General features: G+C 57.9%; 15 protein-coding genes and 1 tRNA gene. 11 read left to right on the forward strand and 5 right to left on the reverse strand.

The features are described from left to right. Positions 1-48: 48 nt before the first annotated feature. The gene (locus tag RUESEDTHA_RS12260; protein ID WP_180887134.1) at positions 49-237 is read left to right on the forward strand and encodes a hypothetical protein; all 189 of its coding nucleotides are present in this window, start codon (positions 49-51) and stop codon (positions 235-237) included. On the opposite strand, the gene RUESEDTHA_RS12265 is transcribed toward RUESEDTHA_RS12260, so the two are convergent. Then, positions 234-956, reverse strand: a complete 723-nt coding sequence (locus RUESEDTHA_RS12265; protein WP_180887135.1) for an RlmE family RNA methyltransferase — start codon at positions 954-956, stop codon at positions 234-236. The genes RUESEDTHA_RS12260 and RUESEDTHA_RS12265 overlap by 4 nt on opposite strands. Beyond that, on the reverse strand, positions 956-2,068 hold the full coding sequence (locus RUESEDTHA_RS12270) for a Ppx/GppA phosphatase family protein (RefSeq protein WP_180887136.1): 1,113 nt from the start codon (positions 2,066-2,068) through the stop codon (positions 956-958). Before RUESEDTHA_RS12270 ends, RUESEDTHA_RS12265 begins: the two co-directional genes overlap by 1 nt. Before the next feature lie 240 nt (positions 2,069-2,308). On the opposite strand from RUESEDTHA_RS12270, the gene RUESEDTHA_RS12275 reads away from it, so the two are divergent. From RUESEDTHA_RS12275 to RUESEDTHA_RS12295, 5 genes are all read left to right on the forward strand, one after another. Then, on the forward strand, positions 2,309-2,605 hold the full coding sequence (locus RUESEDTHA_RS12275; RefSeq protein WP_180887137.1) for a virulence factor: 297 nt from the start codon (positions 2,309-2,311) through the stop codon (positions 2,603-2,605). Positions 2,606-2,631: 26 nt separating this feature from the next. Beyond that, positions 2,632-3,558 (forward strand): methylenetetrahydrofolate reductase, encoded by a 927-nt coding sequence (locus tag RUESEDTHA_RS12280; protein WP_180887309.1) that lies wholly within the window; start codon positions 2,632-2,634, stop codon positions 3,556-3,558. Between the two features lie 9 nt (positions 3,559-3,567). Then, on the forward strand, positions 3,568-4,629 hold the full coding sequence (locus tag RUESEDTHA_RS12285; RefSeq protein WP_180887138.1) for a methyltetrahydrofolate cobalamin methyltransferase: 1,062 nt from the start codon (positions 3,568-3,570) through the stop codon (positions 4,627-4,629). Between the two features lie 127 nt (positions 4,630-4,756). Continuing rightward, positions 4,757-5,584: a polyphosphate kinase 2 family protein gene (locus RUESEDTHA_RS12290; protein ID WP_180887139.1), complete on the forward strand. Its 828-nt coding sequence runs from the start codon at positions 4,757-4,759 to the stop codon at positions 5,582-5,584. Positions 5,585-5,650: 66 nt separating this feature from the next. Next, a tRNA-Gly gene (locus RUESEDTHA_RS12295) sits at positions 5,651-5,724 on the forward strand. Positions 5,725-5,740: 16 nt separating this feature from the next. On the opposite strand, the gene RUESEDTHA_RS12300 is transcribed toward RUESEDTHA_RS12295, so the two are convergent. Together RUESEDTHA_RS12300 and RUESEDTHA_RS12305 are read right to left on the reverse strand one after the other, a co-directional pair. Continuing rightward, positions 5,741-6,598 carry a class I SAM-dependent methyltransferase gene (locus RUESEDTHA_RS12300; RefSeq protein WP_180887140.1) on the reverse strand — a complete coding sequence of 286 codons (858 nt, stop codon included), beginning with the start codon at positions 6,596-6,598 and terminating at the stop codon, positions 5,741-5,743. A gap of 24 nt (positions 6,599-6,622) precedes the next feature. Beyond that, on the reverse strand, positions 6,623-8,668 hold the full coding sequence (locus tag RUESEDTHA_RS12305) for an ASKHA domain-containing protein (protein WP_180887141.1): 2,046 nt from the start codon (positions 8,666-8,668) through the stop codon (positions 6,623-6,625). A gap of 217 nt (positions 8,669-8,885) precedes the next feature. Here RUESEDTHA_RS12305 and guaB point away from each other — a divergent pair, with 217 nt between their 5' ends. The 4 genes from guaB (at position 8,886) to RUESEDTHA_RS21045 (ending at position 13,957) form a co-directional block, all read left to right on the forward strand. Next, positions 8,886-10,334 (forward strand): IMP dehydrogenase, encoded by a 1,449-nt coding sequence (gene guaB / locus RUESEDTHA_RS12310; RefSeq protein WP_180887142.1) that lies wholly within the window; start codon positions 8,886-8,888, stop codon positions 10,332-10,334. A gap of 71 nt (positions 10,335-10,405) precedes the next feature. Then, positions 10,406-11,563, forward strand: coding sequence for an RsmB/NOP family class I SAM-dependent RNA methyltransferase (locus tag RUESEDTHA_RS12315; protein ID WP_180887143.1), 1,158 nt, complete (start codon positions 10,406-10,408; stop codon positions 11,561-11,563). A 103-nt stretch (positions 11,564-11,666) separates the two neighbouring features. Next, on the forward strand, positions 11,667-13,268 hold the full coding sequence (locus tag RUESEDTHA_RS12320) for a nitrogen regulation protein NR(II) (protein ID WP_370456790.1): 1,602 nt from the start codon (positions 11,667-11,669) through the stop codon (positions 13,266-13,268). Continuing rightward, positions 13,265-13,957 carry a response regulator gene (locus RUESEDTHA_RS21045; protein WP_370456791.1) on the forward strand — a complete coding sequence of 231 codons (693 nt, stop codon included), beginning with the start codon at positions 13,265-13,267 and terminating at the stop codon, positions 13,955-13,957. The genes RUESEDTHA_RS12320 and RUESEDTHA_RS21045 overlap by 4 nt, the downstream gene beginning before the upstream one ends. Positions 13,958-13,962: 5 nt before the next feature. On the opposite strand, the gene RUESEDTHA_RS12325 is transcribed toward RUESEDTHA_RS21045, so the two are convergent. Then, positions 13,963-14,556, reverse strand: coding sequence for a sulfotransferase family 2 domain-containing protein (locus RUESEDTHA_RS12325; RefSeq protein ID WP_180887144.1), 594 nt, complete (start codon positions 14,554-14,556; stop codon positions 13,963-13,965). Between the two features lie 192 nt (positions 14,557-14,748). Between RUESEDTHA_RS12325 and recA the strand changes: the two genes are divergently transcribed. Beyond that, on the forward strand, positions 14,749-15,816 hold the full coding sequence (gene recA / locus RUESEDTHA_RS12330) for a recombinase RecA (RefSeq protein ID WP_170629954.1): 1,068 nt from the start codon (positions 14,749-14,751) through the stop codon (positions 15,814-15,816). The last annotated feature ends 111 nt before the right edge of the window (positions 15,817-15,927 follow it).

Below are 15,927 nucleotides of genomic sequence, written 5' to 3' on the forward strand. Positions count from 1 at the left end.
GTATCCAAATCGGAAGGAGCAGAAGCTTTTTTCGGTAAGGGGTTTGAAATGTTTGGAAAGCCGGTTTGGATATCGCAATTGCAACGCCCGCTATCAATGTCCCAGCGCATTGAGGATTTGCGTACCCGCAAGCCGCAATACCTTAACCATGGCGAGGCTCTGCTGCTACAGGGCATCGCTGCTGCGTCCCTGCGCGAGCAGGTTCTGACCGAAGAACAGGTTTCGTTAGAGGATTAAGAGTCGCCTCGAAAACCAGTTGCTACAACAAACTTCTCGGAACTGTCTGATCGGGACGCAGGTGGTTTGACGTTGGCGACCTTGGTGAATTTCTGTTTCAGCAGTTTTTGCAGATCGCCCTCGGCACCTCCGGCCAGGACTTTGGCGACGAAGGTGCCGCCTTCTTCCAAAACATCAAATGCGAAATAGGCGGCTGTCTCACACAGTGCCATGATCCGTAGATGGTCGGTTTGCTTATGCCCTGATGACGCGGCTGCCATGTCCGACATTACCACATCCGCCTTGCCGCCCAGCCATTCTTTGACCTTTTGGTCGGCGTCGTCCTCCATGAAGTCCAGCACATGGGCCATTGCACCAGCGACCGGCTCGACTTCTTGCAAGTCCACGCCCAGAACCGTGCCGATCCGCTTGCCGCTTTTTTCGCCCAGCGCATTCACCCGTTTGACAGCGACCTGCAACCACCCGCCGGGGGCGCAACCCAGATCAACGACGCGTGCGCCAGGGACCAGAAAACGAAACTTGTCGTCCAGTTCCAATATCTTATAGGCCGCGCGTCCGCGATACCCTTCGGCATTCGCGCGCTTGACATAAGGGTCATTCAACTGCCGTTCGAGCCAGCGGGTTGAGCTGAGCTTGCGCCCACGTGCAGTCTTGACCTTAACCTTCAGGTCGCGCTGTCCGCGGCCCGAGTTGTTTTTGCCAGTCGGTGTCTTCGCCATTAGAACGGTCCGTCTTCCAATACGCCGTCCGCGCTCATTTGTGCATAAAGCAGACCCTCGCGCAGCCCACGATCCGCCACGGAAAGACGGTCGGTGGGCCAGCAGCGTAACAGCGCCTGCAAAATGGCCGAGCCGGACATGATCAGGGCCTGCCGATCATCGCCGATACGCGGATCCCGGCGTCGACCCTGAGGGCCGAGTTCTAGATAACCACGTATCACTTTGTCAATCTGATCGCTGGTCATGCGCAGGCCATCGACCTTGGTTCGGTCATATCGTTTGAGCCCAAGGTGGGACGCAGCGACGGTAGTGACCGTGCCGCTGGTGCCTACAATCTGAAACCCTTCACGTGCCTGCTCATCTTTGTAGGGGGCGAAATCGGCCAGATTTTCTTCGAAAAACCAGCTCATCAAGGCAAACCGAGCCGAGTCGTCCTCGACGTCGTTGAACTGATCCCGAAGGGTCGCAACCCCTAAAGGAACACTGATCCAGTCCACAACCTTGGCCGCAGGAAATGGGCTTTCGGCTGTGTGAAACCCATTGTGCAGACGCATGATCGCCGCGGGCCGATCCCGGCGTGGAACGGATGAGATGTCGATCCACACCAGTTCGGTCGAGCCGCCACCGATATCCACGACCAGTAATTGTTCGGTCTTGGTTGAAACCAGAGGCGCGCAGGAGATCACGGCAAGCCGTGCTTCTTCCTCGGGCTGGATGATCTCAAGCGTCAGCCCGGTTTCGCGCCGCACCTGCCGGATGAAGTCGCGTGAATTTTTGGCGCGCCGACAAGCTTCGGTCGCAACCAGCCGCATTCGTCGGACTTTATTGCGTTTCAGTTTTTGCTGGCAAATCCGCAGCGCCTGAATGGTGCGTGCCATGGATGATCGGGACAAACGCCCGGTCCGCTCAAGACCCGCGCCCAATTGCACGGATTTTGAGAAGCTGTCGACCACATGGAACCCGCTGCCCTTGGGCTGGGCTATCAACATGCGGCAGCTATTTGTCCCCAGATCCAGCGCCGCATACAACGCATCTGGATCGGGTCTTGCCGGCGCGGGGCTTTCGACCGCCTTCGGGAACGCGCCCGCACCTTTGGGACGCTTGGGCGCCATCGTAACGCCCTCCGATTTTCGAGTTACCCCGACCATAGGTCGCGCGCCTGCGTCGTGCAAGACGCTCATTAAGGTGATGAGAATTTTGATGTGAGGGTTTGCTCAAGACTTCGTTACAAGGCCGGTATCCCATCGTGGGTAAAAAGGTCGTTAGAACTCTGCCTTGTGTCGAAAATCGACCGACCTGAGCCCATATTGAAGTTTAGAACCGATCCATCTGGTTAGGAGGAATCAAACGCGATGCCTGACGTCACCATCGTTTTTTGGCGCGATATCCCAGCTCAAGTCATCGTCGGCAAAGGCCGCCGGGGCGCAAAGCGGCAATTGGAGGAACGGTTCGAGCAAGCCATCGACCGCGCGGCGATGAAGGTGAACGCCAAGGATAGCGACGCCTATCTGGCCGAGTGGCGCAAGGCCGAGCCTTTTGCGGTTGAGGGCGACCCGTCCGAGATCGCTGAGGCCGAGGCCGTGCGTCTGGAAACGGAATATGATCAGGACCGTATCAAGGCGCTTATCGCAAATGACGGTTGGGCATGAGCCCGAAATCTATATGGGAGGCCGCGATGGCTTTGCTGAACTTCAAGAAACGTGATGCCGCCGAAAACGGCCCTGTAAACCCGACCGTCGAAGCCTTTTTGCAGGGCTATTCGATCGAGGTAATGCCCCGTACGGCCGAAAAGGTCGAGGATTTCCGCGCTCTGCTGCCCGAAGGTACCCGTGTCTACATCGCACATATCGAGGGCACCCCGATCGAGGACATGGTTAAGACCGCCAAGCGCATCGCTGCCGAGGGCTATCCGGTCATGCCGCACTTTCCTGCGCGGATCATCAAGGACGCGGCGACGCTGGAAAACTGGATTTCTATGTATCAGGGCGAAGCGGGCGTGGAACAGGCGCTGCTGCTGGCCGGTGGACTGGACAAGCCGCAGGGAGATTTTGACAGTTCGATGCAACTGATGGAGACCGGCCTGTTTGACAAGGCAGGTTTCAAGCGTCTGCACGTGGCTGGCCACCCCGAGGGCAACAAGGATATCGACCCCGACGGCTCGACCAAAAATGTTGACGATGCGCTGCGCTGGAAACAGAAATTCAGCGAGACAACCGACGCCGAAATGGCGCTGGCGACACAGTTTGCGTTCGACGCGAAGCCGATCATTGAATGGGCAGACGGTCTGAAGGCCGCGGGGATCGACCTACCGATCCATATTGGTATTGCGGGTCCGGCCAAGTTGCAGACTCTGATCAAATTCGCGATTGCCTGTGGCGTTGGTCCATCGCTGAAGGTTCTGCAAAAGCGTGCGATGGATGTATCCAAGCTGTTGCTGCCTTATGAGCCGACCGATGTGATCACTGAATTGGCCAACCACAAAGCCGCCAACCCGGATTTCAACATCACCAACGTACATTTCTTCCCGCTTGGCGGCGTCAAGACCAACGCCAACTGGGCTATCAACAATGGCGGCGCTTCGGCAAAGCCTGCAAATACCTAAGGAACGGACATGACCCGTACTGTCGTAGAATCAAAAACAAAAACCGCCGTTCTTGGCTTCGACGAACCGTTCTGCGTGATCGGTGAGCGGATTAACCCCACTGGCCGCAAGAAACTGGCCGCAGAACTGGAAGCGGGCGATTTCTCGACTGTCGAGAAGGACGCCATTGCGCAGGTTGCAGCAGGCGCGACCGTTCTGGATATCAATGCGGGCGTTGTCTACAACTCGAACCCCAACCCGAACGAGACCGAGCCGCCGCTGATGACCAAGATCGTCGAGCTGGTTCAGGGCCTGGTTGACGTCCCGCTCTGCATCGACTCGTCCGTTCCGGGCGCTCTGGAAGCCGGTCTTGAAGCGGCCGAGGGCCGCCCGCTTCTGAATTCGGTTACCGGTGAAGAAGAGCGTCTGGAACTGGTGTTGCCGCTGGTCAAGAAATACAACGTGCCGGTTGTGGCAATCTCGAACGACGACACCGGGATTTCCGAAGACCCTGATGTGCGCTTTGACGTCGCCAAGAAGATCGTTGAACGCGCCGCCGACTTCGGCATTCCGGCCCATGACATCGTAGTTGACCCGCTGGTCATGCCCATCGGCGCGATGGCAACTGCCGGCCAGCAGGTGTTTGCTCTGGTTCGTCGCTTGCGCGAGGAACTGGGCGTGAACACCACCTGCGGTGCGTCCAACATCTCGTTCGGTCTGCCTAACCGCCACGGCATCAACAATGCCTTCCTGCCGATGGCAATGGGCGCTGGTATGACCTCGGCGATCATGAATCCGGTGGCTTTGCCAGTTGGTCCTAAGAAACTGGCTGAAAAGAAGGCCGAGGTTGCAGCCAAGGGCATCGTTCTGCCTGCGGATATGGATGATGAGACCTTCTGTCAACTGTTCGGTCTGGGCTCGACCAAACCGCGAGCCGGTAAGGAAATGGAGGCCATCCGCGCCGCTAATCTGCTGACCAACAATGACCCGCATGGCGGAGCGTGGATCAAGTTCAACAAGTCGCCTGAAGAAGCCGCGGCAGCAGGCGCCGCAGGTGGTCGTCGTGGTGGTGGCCGCCGCCGCCGCGCGTGATCCGCATCAAATTTTGATCGAAGGCCGGGCCTAGTGCCCGGCTTTTTTTGTTTTGACACCGATCAATGCCGGTTGCGGCCGGTATTGCGACACTGGTTGTGATTTTCTGGCAGATCAGGGCGCCATTATGACCAAGCATATTCCCCCGAAGCTGGCCGAAGCCGATCTGTCGCTGAGGCTGGGCAAGAAAGAGTATTTTGAGGAACTGGTAGAGTTGCAGGCTCAATTGGCGCTCATCCAACAGGCATTTCTGTTTCACGGGACCAAGGGCGTGCTGGTGTTCGAAGGATGGGACGCGGCTGGCAAAGGCGGCACGATCCGGCGGATCAGTCAGGCACTGGACCCGCGCAGCTTCAAGGTTTGGCCGATTGGTGCGCCGCGCAACTACTATCTGAACCGGCACTATCTGTTGCGGTTCTGGGAACGTTTGCCGCCCGAGGGCGCGATTTCAGCCTTTGACCGCAGTTGGTACGGGCGCGTGCTGGTCGAGCGGTTGGAAAAGTTCACCCCCGAAGATCGCTGGCGCGCCGCTTATGGTGAGATCAACGATTTCGAACGGATGCTGGTGGATGACGGCACGCGGATTGTAAAGCTATTCTTCCACATCTCGCCCGAGGAACAGATGGCGCGATTCACCGAACGTCTGCGAAACCCGCTGAAACGCTGGAAACTGACCTACGAGGATTTCCGCAACCGCGAACGCTGGTCCGAGGCCGAGGTCGCGGTGGATGAAATGCTGGCGCGCACCTCGACCCAGACCGCGCCGTGGCACGTGATCCCCGCCAACAACAAGAAATACGCCCGGATCAAGACGATGCGAACGATTGTTGAAGCGTTCTCCAGGGACATCGACCTGAGCCCGCAACACTTGGACCAGCGAACTCTTGATGCCGCGTGCAAAGCGTTGGACGTTGAACAATCGCTGATCGACAGCCTGCGTGCCCGGACAGAGTAATCTTGTGATGCAGTGTTGAAACGTGCTTGAAGCTGGTCCCGAGCCAATGCTATTCCAACCCACGCGGCGGGTATGATGTAATGGTAGCCTGTCAGCTTCCCAAGCTGAACGCGCGGGTTCGATTCCCGCTACCCGCTCCAGTTTTCTCTGATCTGATCAATTGGCCCGACGCGCCTGAAATAGGTTGATCAGAGCCGGGACGTGCACGAATTCCCCTTGTAAATATGGCTCGAACTGCAACGCCACTGCCTCGCGGATAGCGGCTACATCTTCGGGTGTACCATCGAAATGGTCGATCACGCGCGCGGCGGGTCCGATCCGAGTACACAGCGCCGCGCAGTCCTCAAGCGTGCCTCGAGCGGGCAGGGTGAGGGGAACGGCATCGACGGTGATCTCGGTCAGGCCGGCGTCGGCAAGCAATCCGCTGACCCTGTCCTGATCGTGAAAGGCCAAGGGGCCGGGGGCGTTGCGATCCACTTTGGGTGGGGTGCCAAGCTGTTCGGTGGCTGCGATATGGGGCACGCGGAACCATGGGTTGCCGGACAGCGGCCCCCAAGCGGCGAAACACATCCGACCGCCAGGTTTCAGTGCACGGGCCATGTTGGCAAAGGCGGCCACGGTATCCTCAAAGAACATCACCCCAAAGCGCGAGATCATGATATCGCGATCGCCCTCCTCAAAAGGATGGGTCTGCGCGTCTGCGAATTGAAAGCTTATATTCGCGTGGCCTACGGCCTGCGCGCGCTCAGCCGCGCGATCCAGAAAAGGTTGCGAGAAATCTGCGGCCAGAACATGTCCGTTAGGTCCTACGGCCTGTGCGGCCAGAACCGTGCTGGCCCCTGTGCCGCAGCCAATATCCAACACGCGCTGACCCGGTTGCAGGGCGGCGCGATCCAGAACCAGATTCAGAACCGGGGCCAGAAGGGCATCCATCTGATCCTCATAGGTCAGCCATTTCGCACCCGAGGGTGAGTTGCCCCAGAATTCAGCCTGTTCTTCGTTTGCTATCGCCATGTCGCCTCCGGTTCTTTGAGGTGACTATGACCTGCGGCGGCGGCGGCGGCCAGATTTTTCCTCATCCCCGCCGCCGGTGTTGAACGTGGGTGAGGGCAGCGTGACCACCTGTGCCAGCTCCGGGAACGGGTCGGTCTTGTGCGGGATCGCGTTGGCGGCGACGAAATGGTCCTGAAACTTGGGCTCGATGGCGGTTTCGACCTTGGTGATCTCGCGCACGACACGTTCGATTTCCGTGCGCGATCCGATATTGCACAGCGCGATCCGCGCGCCGGTTCCGGCAGCGTTGCCTGCGCTGGAGACCTTGTCCAACGGCGCGTCGGGGATCATCCCCAGAACCATCGCGTGTTTGGTCGAGATATGCGCGCCGAACGCCCCGGCCAGAACCACGCGGTCAACGGCGTCGACCTCCATCTCGTCCATCAGCAGGCGCGCACCGGCATAAAGCGCCGATTTCGCCAGTTGGATGGCGCGGATGTCACCTTGGGTCACAGTAATACGCGGGCCACCCTCGGCGCTTGCATCGTGGATCAGATAGGAATGTGTGCGGCCCTCGGGGATGCAGCGCGCAGTGCCGGTTTGTTCGGCCGATCCGATCAGACCGCTTTCATCCAGCAGCCCGGCGATGCGCATTTCGGCCACAGCTTCGATAATGCCTGAGCCGCAGATGCCAGTGATTCCGGTGGTAGCGATGTCGAGATCGAACCCGTCCTCGTCGGACCACTTGTCCGACCCGATGATACGGAAACGCGGTTCCTTGGTGACGGGGTCAATCTCAATCCGTTCAATCGCGCCGGGCGCGGCGCGCTGGCCCGAACTGATCTGCGCGCCTTCAAATGCTGGGCCGGTGGGTGAAGAACAGGCCAGTACGCGCGAAGTGTTGCCCAGCAGGATTTCCGCGTTGGTGCCTACATCCACGATCAGCACAAGATCTTCAGACTTGGCGGGTTCCTCGGACAGGGCCACGGCGGCGCAGTCGGCCCCTACATGGCCCGCGATGCAAGGCAGGATATAGACCTGTGCGCGGGGGTTCATCTGGATCAGGTCCATCTCACGCGCGGGCAGGGACATGCTCTCGGATGTGGCCAGCGCGAACGGAGCCTGCCCCAGCTCGACCGGGTCCAGACCCAGCAGCAAGTGGTGCATGACGGGGTTGCAAACGAACACCGTTTCCACGATTAGGCTGGCGTCGATTCCGGCCTCATCTGCTATCGAGGTGGTCAGGTCATTGATTGCCTCGCGCACGGCCTTCGTCATTTCCTGATCGCCGCCGGGATTCATCATGGCGTAGGACACGCGGCTCATCAGGTCTTCGCCAAAGCGGATTTGCGGATTCATCAGGCCCGAGGAGGCCTTGACCTCACCGGTTTCCAAATCCGTCAGGTGGGCGGCGATAGTGGTTGATCCAAGGTCGATGGCCAGACCGTACAGTCCCTGTTCATGCAGGCCGGGCCAGATTTCCACGACCTGCGCGACCTTGTCCTTGTGGCCTTTGTGGACGGCGACCGTGACCTCCCATTTCCCTTTGCGCAGCACAGGCTGCAGCTTGGCCATCAGCGACAGGTCGGCGGTGATGGCTTCGATCTTCCACTGCTCGCGCAGGGCGCGTTCCAGCCGTTCCAGATCGCCGGTGGGCGAGTGCATGTCGGGTTCCTCGACCACCACGAAATACAGCCGCGTCGCCGGGTCCATGGTGATGGCGCGGGCCGCGGCCGCTTTGCGGACGACCTGACGATGGACCTGAGATTCGGGCGGCACGTCGATCACCACATCGCCCTGAACGGTGGCCTGACAGCCCAGACGGCGACCGGGCTTTAACCCTCGCTTGTCATCATAGCGTTGTTCGACCGCGTTCCATTCGCTCAGCGCGTCCTCAGATACGGTGACACCGTGCTTGGGAAACTCACCATAGCTGGGCGTGATCTGACATTTCGAACAAATCCCACGCCCGCCACAGACCGAATCCAGATCGACACCCAACTGCCGGGCAGCGGTCAGGACCGGAGTGCCAACTGGGAAGTGCCCACGTTTGCCCGACGGGGTAAAAACGACAAGGGGTTCGGTGGTCATATCTGGCCTGCCTTTTGTATTCGCGCATCTGCCGCGCAAGATATGGGTTTGTGCGCAAAGGGAAAGGCCATTCAGCGGCACGTTTTGACCGTCTTGCGTCGTTTTTTGCCGCGGCAATGTCCCGCAGGGCAAAACTAGTTTAGGTCAGGGGCTTTTCCTTAGCTTGAATCCATGCAATAGGGTCGCCGTCAAACGGGGTTTTGCATGGGGTTAGCAGATGCAGATTCGTGAGGCACTCACCTTTGACGACGTTCTTCTGGTTCCGGGCGCATCTTCTGTGCTGCCCGCAACGGCGAATACGACGACGCGCGTGACGCGCGAGATTACCATGAACATCCCGCTGCTGAGTTCAGCGATGGACACAGTGACCGAGGCGCGCATGGCCATAGCCATGGCGCAGGCAGGCGGCATCGGCGTGATCCACAAGAACCTGAGCACCGAAGAACAGGCCCGCGAGGTACGCCGGGTCAAGCGGTTCGAATCCGGCATCGTCTATAACCCTGTAACCCTGCGCGCGGATCAGACGCTGGCGGATGCCAAGGCGCTAGTCGAGCGGTACAACTTCACCGGCTTTCCCGTTGTCGATCCCGAGGGTCGCGTTGTCGGTATCGTGACCAACCGCGACATGCGGTTTGCGACCTCGGACGACACGCCGATCCACGCAATGATGACCACCGACAATTTGGCGATGCTTCAGGAGCCGGCCGATTTGGAAGAAGCCAAAAGCCTGATGAAGGCGCGTCGGATCGAGAAGCTGCTGGTAGTTGATGGCGAAGGCAAGCTGACCGGCCTGCTGACCCTGAAAGACACAGAACAAGCCGTGCTGAACCCTACCGCCTGCAAGGACCGTTTGGGCCGCCTGCGCGTTGCGGCAGCGACTTCGGTCGGGGACGCAGGGTTTGAGCGGTCCGAGCAATTGGTGGATTCAGGCGTCGACATCATCGTTGTGGACACCGCACATGGCCATTCGCAGGGCGTTCTGGACGCGGTGAAACGGGTCAAGACCCTGTCGAATGAGGTTCAGATCATCGCGGGCAACGTGGCCACGGGCGAGGCGACCAAGGCGCTGATCGATGCGGGCGCGGATGCGATTAAGGTGGGGATCGGGCCGGGCTCGATCTGTACCACGCGGATGGTGGCCGGTGTGGGTGTGCCACAGTTGACAGCGATCATGGATTGCGCTGCAGCGGCCGGGGATGTGCCGGTAATCGCCGATGGCGGCATCAAGTTTTCGGGCGATTTCGCCAAAGCGATCGCGGCCGGGGCATCTTGCGCCATGGTCGGCTCGATGATCGCGGGCACCGATGAAAGCCCAGGTGAGGTGATTTTGTATCAGGGCCGCTCGTTCAAATCATATCGCGGTATGGGTAGCTTGGGCGCAATGGCGCGCGGCTCGGCGGATCGGTACTTCCAGAAAGACGCCGCCAACGACAAGCTGGTGCCCGAAGGGATCGAAGGGCAGGTGCCCTACAAAGGCTCGGCCAGTGCCGTTGTGCATCAGTTGGTTGGCGGCCTGCGGGCGGCGATGGGCTATACGGGCTGCGCAACTGTGGAAGAGATGCGGCGCAACTGCAGCTTTGTCAAAATCACGGGCGCGGGGCTGAAGGAAAGCCATGTGCATGACGTTCAGATCACGCGCGAAAGCCCGAACTACCGCGTGATGTAAACTCTCGAATTGTGCAATGCGGCGCCTGTTTGGGCGCCGTTTTGTGTTTCTAAAGAGCAAGGGACAGCCCGATGACACCAGCAGCCCGCGTTCAGGCCTCCATCGAGATTCTGGACGAGATTCTTGGCGGAACGCCGGTTGAAAAGGCTCTTACGGGATGGGCGCGCCGAAGCCGTTTTGCGGGGTCAAAAGATCGTGCGGCCATTCGTGACCATGTTTTCGGTGCTGTTCGTTGCAAACGATCCTTTGCAGTACTTGGCGGAGCGGCAACCGGGCGTGGGCTGATGATTGGCGCGTCACGGGCCGCGCAGGCTGACCTTGCCGCGCTTTTCACCGGCGAACGTCACGCGCCGACTGCTGTGCTGGAAACGGAAGCTGGGCGAGACTTTGCATCTGACGCAGAGCTGTACGATATCCCCGATTGGTTATGGCCGGTGTTCAAGGACTCCTTAGGAGATCAGGCTGTTCCTGCTGCAGAAGCGTTGCAAAGACGTGCTCCGATCCATCTACGCGCCAACCTAATCAAAACCAATCGGTCCGACGCAATTGTGGCACTGAATCAGGATGGGATCGTTGCACGCGTTCATCCAGCCAGTGACACGGCACTTGAAGTCGTCGAAGGGGCCCGCAAGGTCGCACAAAGCCGGGCCTATACCGAAGGGCTTGTTGAGCTTCAGGATGCGGCAAGTCAAGCTGTTGTGTCCGCGCTGGACCTGCAGCCGGGTCTGCGCGTACTTGACTATTGCGCTGGCGGCGGAGGAAAGTCTTTGGCCTTGGCCGCGCATCGCGATGTCGAAGTTTTTGCGCATGATGTAAACGCGGGCCGGATGCGTGACCTTCCTGCCCGTGCTGAACGCGCTGGTGCCAAGGTTACGACAGTGACCACGCAAGACGTTCGGAAACACGGTCCTTTTGATATCGTGTTGGTGGACGCGCCTTGTTCGGGAAGCGGTTCATGGCGGCGTGCACCTGCCGGGAAGTGGGCATTGACACCACAGCGCCTGACTGAGTTGACTGAATTGCAGTTTGAGATTTTGGAGACAACGTCGTCGCTAGTCGGTGAAGGCGGAACACTGGCCTACGTGACCTGTTCGATGTTGAGGTTCGAAAACGATGAAGTCGTCGACAGGTTTACAGCGCTTCATTCCGAATGGAGTGAGGCATTTCGCAAAAGGTGGTTGCCGACTGAGGGCGCGGACGGTTTCTTTGCGTCACATCTAAGGCGGTAATTTTGACGCATCAAACAACTTGGGGTAGATTTTGGCGAGAGAATTAATAGGGTGTTAATCAATTTGGGCTGATCTCCAAAAAATCTATTGATCCGAGTTGTTAATGCCTGAAGCCCTCGCCTTGATTTCTGAACATTCCCTCAGGAAATTTCCTGCCAACGTGCGGCTTGCCTCTTTGGTGATGCTGGGTGGTGCACTTAGTCTCGCGCCCTTTGCCAAAGACCTACCGGAAGCTATTGCAACTGGATTTTTGGTCGTCGGAGTCTCATTTCTGTCGGCTGCATTTTTGGTCGTGCTTAGGGGGCAGATCGCGGAACTATCCCTGCGGCAGGCCATTAAGGTTATGGCATCATTCGCAGAACAGGACATGTTTCCCTGCGTGATCGCGGATTCCGAAGGGTGCGTGAGCCACGCGAATTCCAGGGCTTCGGCTCGGTTCCATGCTTTTCCGGGGGTCAGGCTGGACAGTTCTCTCAAGTCCGTGTTTGCCAATCCATCTGCGGTTTTGCTTCGGCTGCAAGCTTTAGCGGAAATTCACGGAAAAGCACGCGAAGATGTTGTTACTGTTGGGTCGACCGTGCCGGTCTCGGTCTTTGATGTTGGGCACGGCCTATATTGCTGGCGCTTCAAAATGGACGAGCGGGGACAATGGGATGATGCGGATGTTCCTGTTCTGACGCACGGAAGAAATGGCACGCTGCTGCGCGTCAACGGAGCCGCAGAAAGTCTTCTTGGTTTCCGGCCTGAGACCATAGGGCAAGTGTTTGCGACAGAACTCCCGCCCGCTGGTGAAATTGTGCGTGCCGAATCTGCCGATGGATCAATTCCGGTGACCTTGTGTGAGCTTTCACGTTCGGGATCAGTTCAAGATACACTTATTCTTCCAGTGAATGTGTCAGCCGGTCCCGCGCCTGAGGCCCCATTTGATGATTTACCAGTCCCCCTCATGTGCCTTTCCCTTGATGGGCAGATCAAAGAGGTCAACCGTCTGGCCGCCAAGCTGGTTGGGGATATCCGTCCAGGTGAAACGAACGTCGCGCAAATCATGCAGGGGCTGGGCTATCCGATCCACGAATGGCTGGCGCGCTCTGCAGCTGATGATGCAGTACCGCGTTCGGAATTTCTTAGGCTAAGTCGCAAGGATAAAGAAGTCTTCGTTCAGGTCACACTGAGCAAGGTCGTCGACAAAGGCGAAGTTTGCCTGATCGCCATGTTGAACGATGCGACGGAGCTCAAGACTTTGGAGGCCCAGTTCGTTCAGGGACAAAAGATGCAGGCCGTTGGGCAACTGGCAGGTGGAGTTGCGCATGACTTCAACAATCTGCTTACGGCGATCTCGGGTCATTGTGACCTGTTGCTGCTCAGACATGATCAGAATGATCCAAACTACGGAGATCTGGTTCAGATCAATCAAAACGCCAACCGCGCGGCTGCGCTGGTCAGTCAATTGCTGGCGTTCTCGCGCAAACAGACCCTTCAGCCCGAAGTTCTGGACCTGCGGGACACAATTTCTGACCTCATCCATCTGTTGAATCGACTGGTTGGCGAGAAAATCCGCCTGATCCTCAGCCATGACCCGGTTCTCAAACCCGTGAGGGCAGATAAGCGCCAACTGGAACAGGTTTTCATGAACCTTGTCGTCAATGCACGGGACGCCATGCCGGACGGGGGGATGTGCGAATTGAAACTGAGGTTGTTCGTTTGACAGAGCCACTTCGCAGGGACCGCGCGACCGTTCAACCCGGCGAATACGTTACTGTTAAGGTGATTGATAGCGGCACCGGGATTGCTTCGGACAAATTGCAAAAGGTCTTTGAACCCTTCTATACGACGAAGAGAACCGGCGAAGGCACGGGGCTGGGCCTGTCTACTGTTTACGGAATCGTAAAGCAGACGGGGGGGTTCATCTTTGTTGACAGTCTGGTTGGGCGCGGAACCGAATTCACAGTATTCCTGCCTGTCTCGGGCGCAGAGGAGCGGATTGTTCCCGAAGAAACCACCTTGCCTAACGCTCAGGGTGCTCGATCGGGCGAGGGCGTTGTCCTCTTGGTTGAGGATGAAGCACCGGTCCGGGCATTTGCCACCCGCGCGTTGCGGTTGAAAGGGTACACGGTGCTTGAGGCAGATTGCGCGGAAGAGGCTTTACGGTTGCTGGAAGATGGGTCCTTGAATGTGGACGTTTTTGTCACCGATGTCGTTATGCCCGGCATTGATGGGCCGACATGGGTTCGCAGGGCGTTGGAAGACCGTCCCGACGTCAGGGTCATCTTCATGTCAGGCTATACCGAAGGCGCATTTGGGAACTCGGACCACGATATCAGCAATTCGACCTTCCTGCCGAAACCCTTTTCTTTGAACCAACTTACAGAAGCGGTGTTTCAACAAATTAATTGAAACGGTCAGAGCGCGGCGTCATGACATGCGAATTCGGCGGCATGTGATTGGCGAAATGCTATTTCCGTTTCCGGGCTCAAACTCAAATCGCGTTTTGGCGAGACATTCTCTTGGGTCAAAGATATCTCGGTGCCAAGTCGGTCTTGCAGGAAATCCAGTATTTTGTCCTGATTTTCGTATTTGAAAACATGACTTGCGCCAACACCGTTGTTCCGTGTGCGAAAAAACTGGCTCTGACTGCCAATATCCGCGAAGCCCGGGCGTGGGGTTTGCATGTAGGCTTGAACGAAATCATCAAAGCTCAGGTCGTGGGTGGAATGCGGGTGGTTCAGACGCTCGGGTCGGCTGCGAAACTTGTACCAACTGCCAAGCCAGTCGATCGGCTCTCGGACAACGGCCATAATTTCCATCTCGGTGTCGTACATTTTTCGAAAGATGTTCTGAAAAAAACGATCATAGCGTCGGACCGGCGCGTGTTTCAGATCCGGAGGGCCGGTAATCACAAGGTCAGCCCGATCCTGCAAGGCCGCATGGTACGCAGTGCTTCCGGTCTTGGGGACGGCTAGGAACGCAAGACGTTCTTTATAGAAAACAAGCAATTATCGCGTCCTTGGCCAAGTTTGTCACAAGGGCAGAGTGGCGTAAACGACTCTTTAACACAATTGCTGAACAGTACTTTCTGTAAGTTTTTATTGAAATGTTCTCTCTTTGGTCCCATAAGGAACAAGAGGCGAACAAAGCAGTGATTGCCGCCCGTTAAAGGGTGTGACAAAAGGGAAGGCGACAGGACAATGGCGGATCTTCTGACGATGAGCGACAAGAAAAACGCAGACAAGCAAAAGGCGCTCGACAGCGCGCTGGCGCAAATTGAACGGCAGTTCGGCAAGGGCTCGATCATGAAGCTGGGTGAAGATGCCAAGCAGGATATCGACGCTAGCTCAACCGGATCACTGGGGCTGGATATTGCGTTGGGAATCGGTGGGCTGCCGATGGGCCGGATTGTCGAGATTTACGGGCCAGAAAGCTCGGGTAAGACTACGCTGACGCTGCATTGTATTGCAGAACAGCAAAAACGCGGCGGTGTCTGTGCGTTTGTCGACGCGGAGCATGCGCTTGACCCGCAATATGCCCGCAAGTTGGGTGTTGATCTGGATGAGCTGCTGATCTCGCAGCCCGATACCGGCGAACAGGCGCTTGAGATTACCGATACTCTGGTGCGCTCGGGTGCGGTGAACATGGTCGTGGTCGACTCGGTCGCGGCGCTGACGCCGAAATCCGAGTTGGAGGGCGACATGGGCGACAGCAATGTCGGTGTTCAGGCCCGTTTGATGAGCCAGGCGATGCGCAAGCTGACCGGCTCGATCAGCCGCAGCAACTGCATGGTGATCTTCATCAACCAGATTCGGATGAAGATCGGCGTGATGTTTGGCAGCCCTGAGACCACGACCGGGGGCAACGCCCTGAAATTCTACAGCTCGGTGCGTCTGGATATCCGACGCATCGGCGCGATCAAGGATCGCGATGAAGTGGTTGGCAACCAGACTCGCGTAAAGGTCGTCAAGAACAAGGTGGCACCTCCGTTCAAGCAGGTGGAATTCGACATCATGTACGGCGAAGGCATTAGCAAGATGGGCGAACTGCTGGATCTGGGCGTAAAGGCTGGAGTGGTTGAGAAATCTGGCTCGTGGTTCAGCTATGGCGACGAGAGGATCGGGCAGGGGCGTGAGAATGCCAAGCAATACCTGCGTGACAACAGCCGGATCGCGCTTGAAATAGAAGACAAGATCCGAGCCGCGCATGGGTTGGATTTTGATATGCCGCCCGGTGCGGCCGAGGATGACGACATCCTCGAAGCCTGATCTGATCCCGATTCCTGACAGACGGGCGGTCCTTCGGGGCCGCCTTGTTTCGTTTGGCCTTCCAATCCTGTGGACTATCCCATGGGACAGGGATAAACCCTTCTGGAACAA

The organism is Ruegeria sp. THAF57, assembly GCF_903914075.1.
Taxonomy (GTDB): domain Bacteria; phylum Pseudomonadota; class Alphaproteobacteria; order Rhodobacterales; family Rhodobacteraceae; genus Ruegeria.

Coding starts and splice junctions, on each gene's coding strand:
- RUESEDTHA_RS12320 (WP_370456790.1), top strand. CDS start 11,667: ATGCCTGAAGCCCTCGCCTTGATTTCTGAACATTCCCTCAGGAAATTT.
- RUESEDTHA_RS12300 (WP_180887140.1), bottom strand. CDS start 6,598: ATGGCGATAGCAAACGAAGAACAGGCTGAATTCTGGGGCAACTCACCC.
- RUESEDTHA_RS12275 (WP_180887137.1), top strand. CDS start 2,309: ATGCCTGACGTCACCATCGTTTTTTGGCGCGATATCCCAGCTCAAGTC.
- RUESEDTHA_RS12270 (WP_180887136.1), bottom strand. CDS start 2,068: ATGGCGCCCAAGCGTCCCAAAGGTGCGGGCGCGTTCCCGAAGGCGGTC.
- RUESEDTHA_RS12265 (WP_180887135.1), bottom strand. CDS start 956: ATGGCGAAGACACCGACTGGCAAAAACAACTCGGGCCGCGGACAGCGC.
- guaB (WP_180887142.1), top strand. CDS start 8,886: ATGCAGATTCGTGAGGCACTCACCTTTGACGACGTTCTTCTGGTTCCG.
- recA (WP_170629954.1), top strand. CDS start 14,749: ATGGCGGATCTTCTGACGATGAGCGACAAGAAAAACGCAGACAAGCAA.
- RUESEDTHA_RS12285 (WP_180887138.1), top strand. CDS start 3,568: ATGACCCGTACTGTCGTAGAATCAAAAACAAAAACCGCCGTTCTTGGC.
- RUESEDTHA_RS12260 (WP_180887134.1), top strand. CDS start 49: ATGTTTGGAAAGCCGGTTTGGATATCGCAATTGCAACGCCCGCTATCA.
- RUESEDTHA_RS12290 (WP_180887139.1), top strand. CDS start 4,757: ATGACCAAGCATATTCCCCCGAAGCTGGCCGAAGCCGATCTGTCGCTG.
- RUESEDTHA_RS12315 (WP_180887143.1), top strand. CDS start 10,406: ATGACACCAGCAGCCCGCGTTCAGGCCTCCATCGAGATTCTGGACGAG.
- RUESEDTHA_RS12280 (WP_180887309.1), top strand. CDS start 2,632: ATGGCTTTGCTGAACTTCAAGAAACGTGATGCCGCCGAAAACGGCCCT.
- RUESEDTHA_RS12305 (WP_180887141.1), bottom strand. CDS start 8,668: ATGACCACCGAACCCCTTGTCGTTTTTACCCCGTCGGGCAAACGTGGG.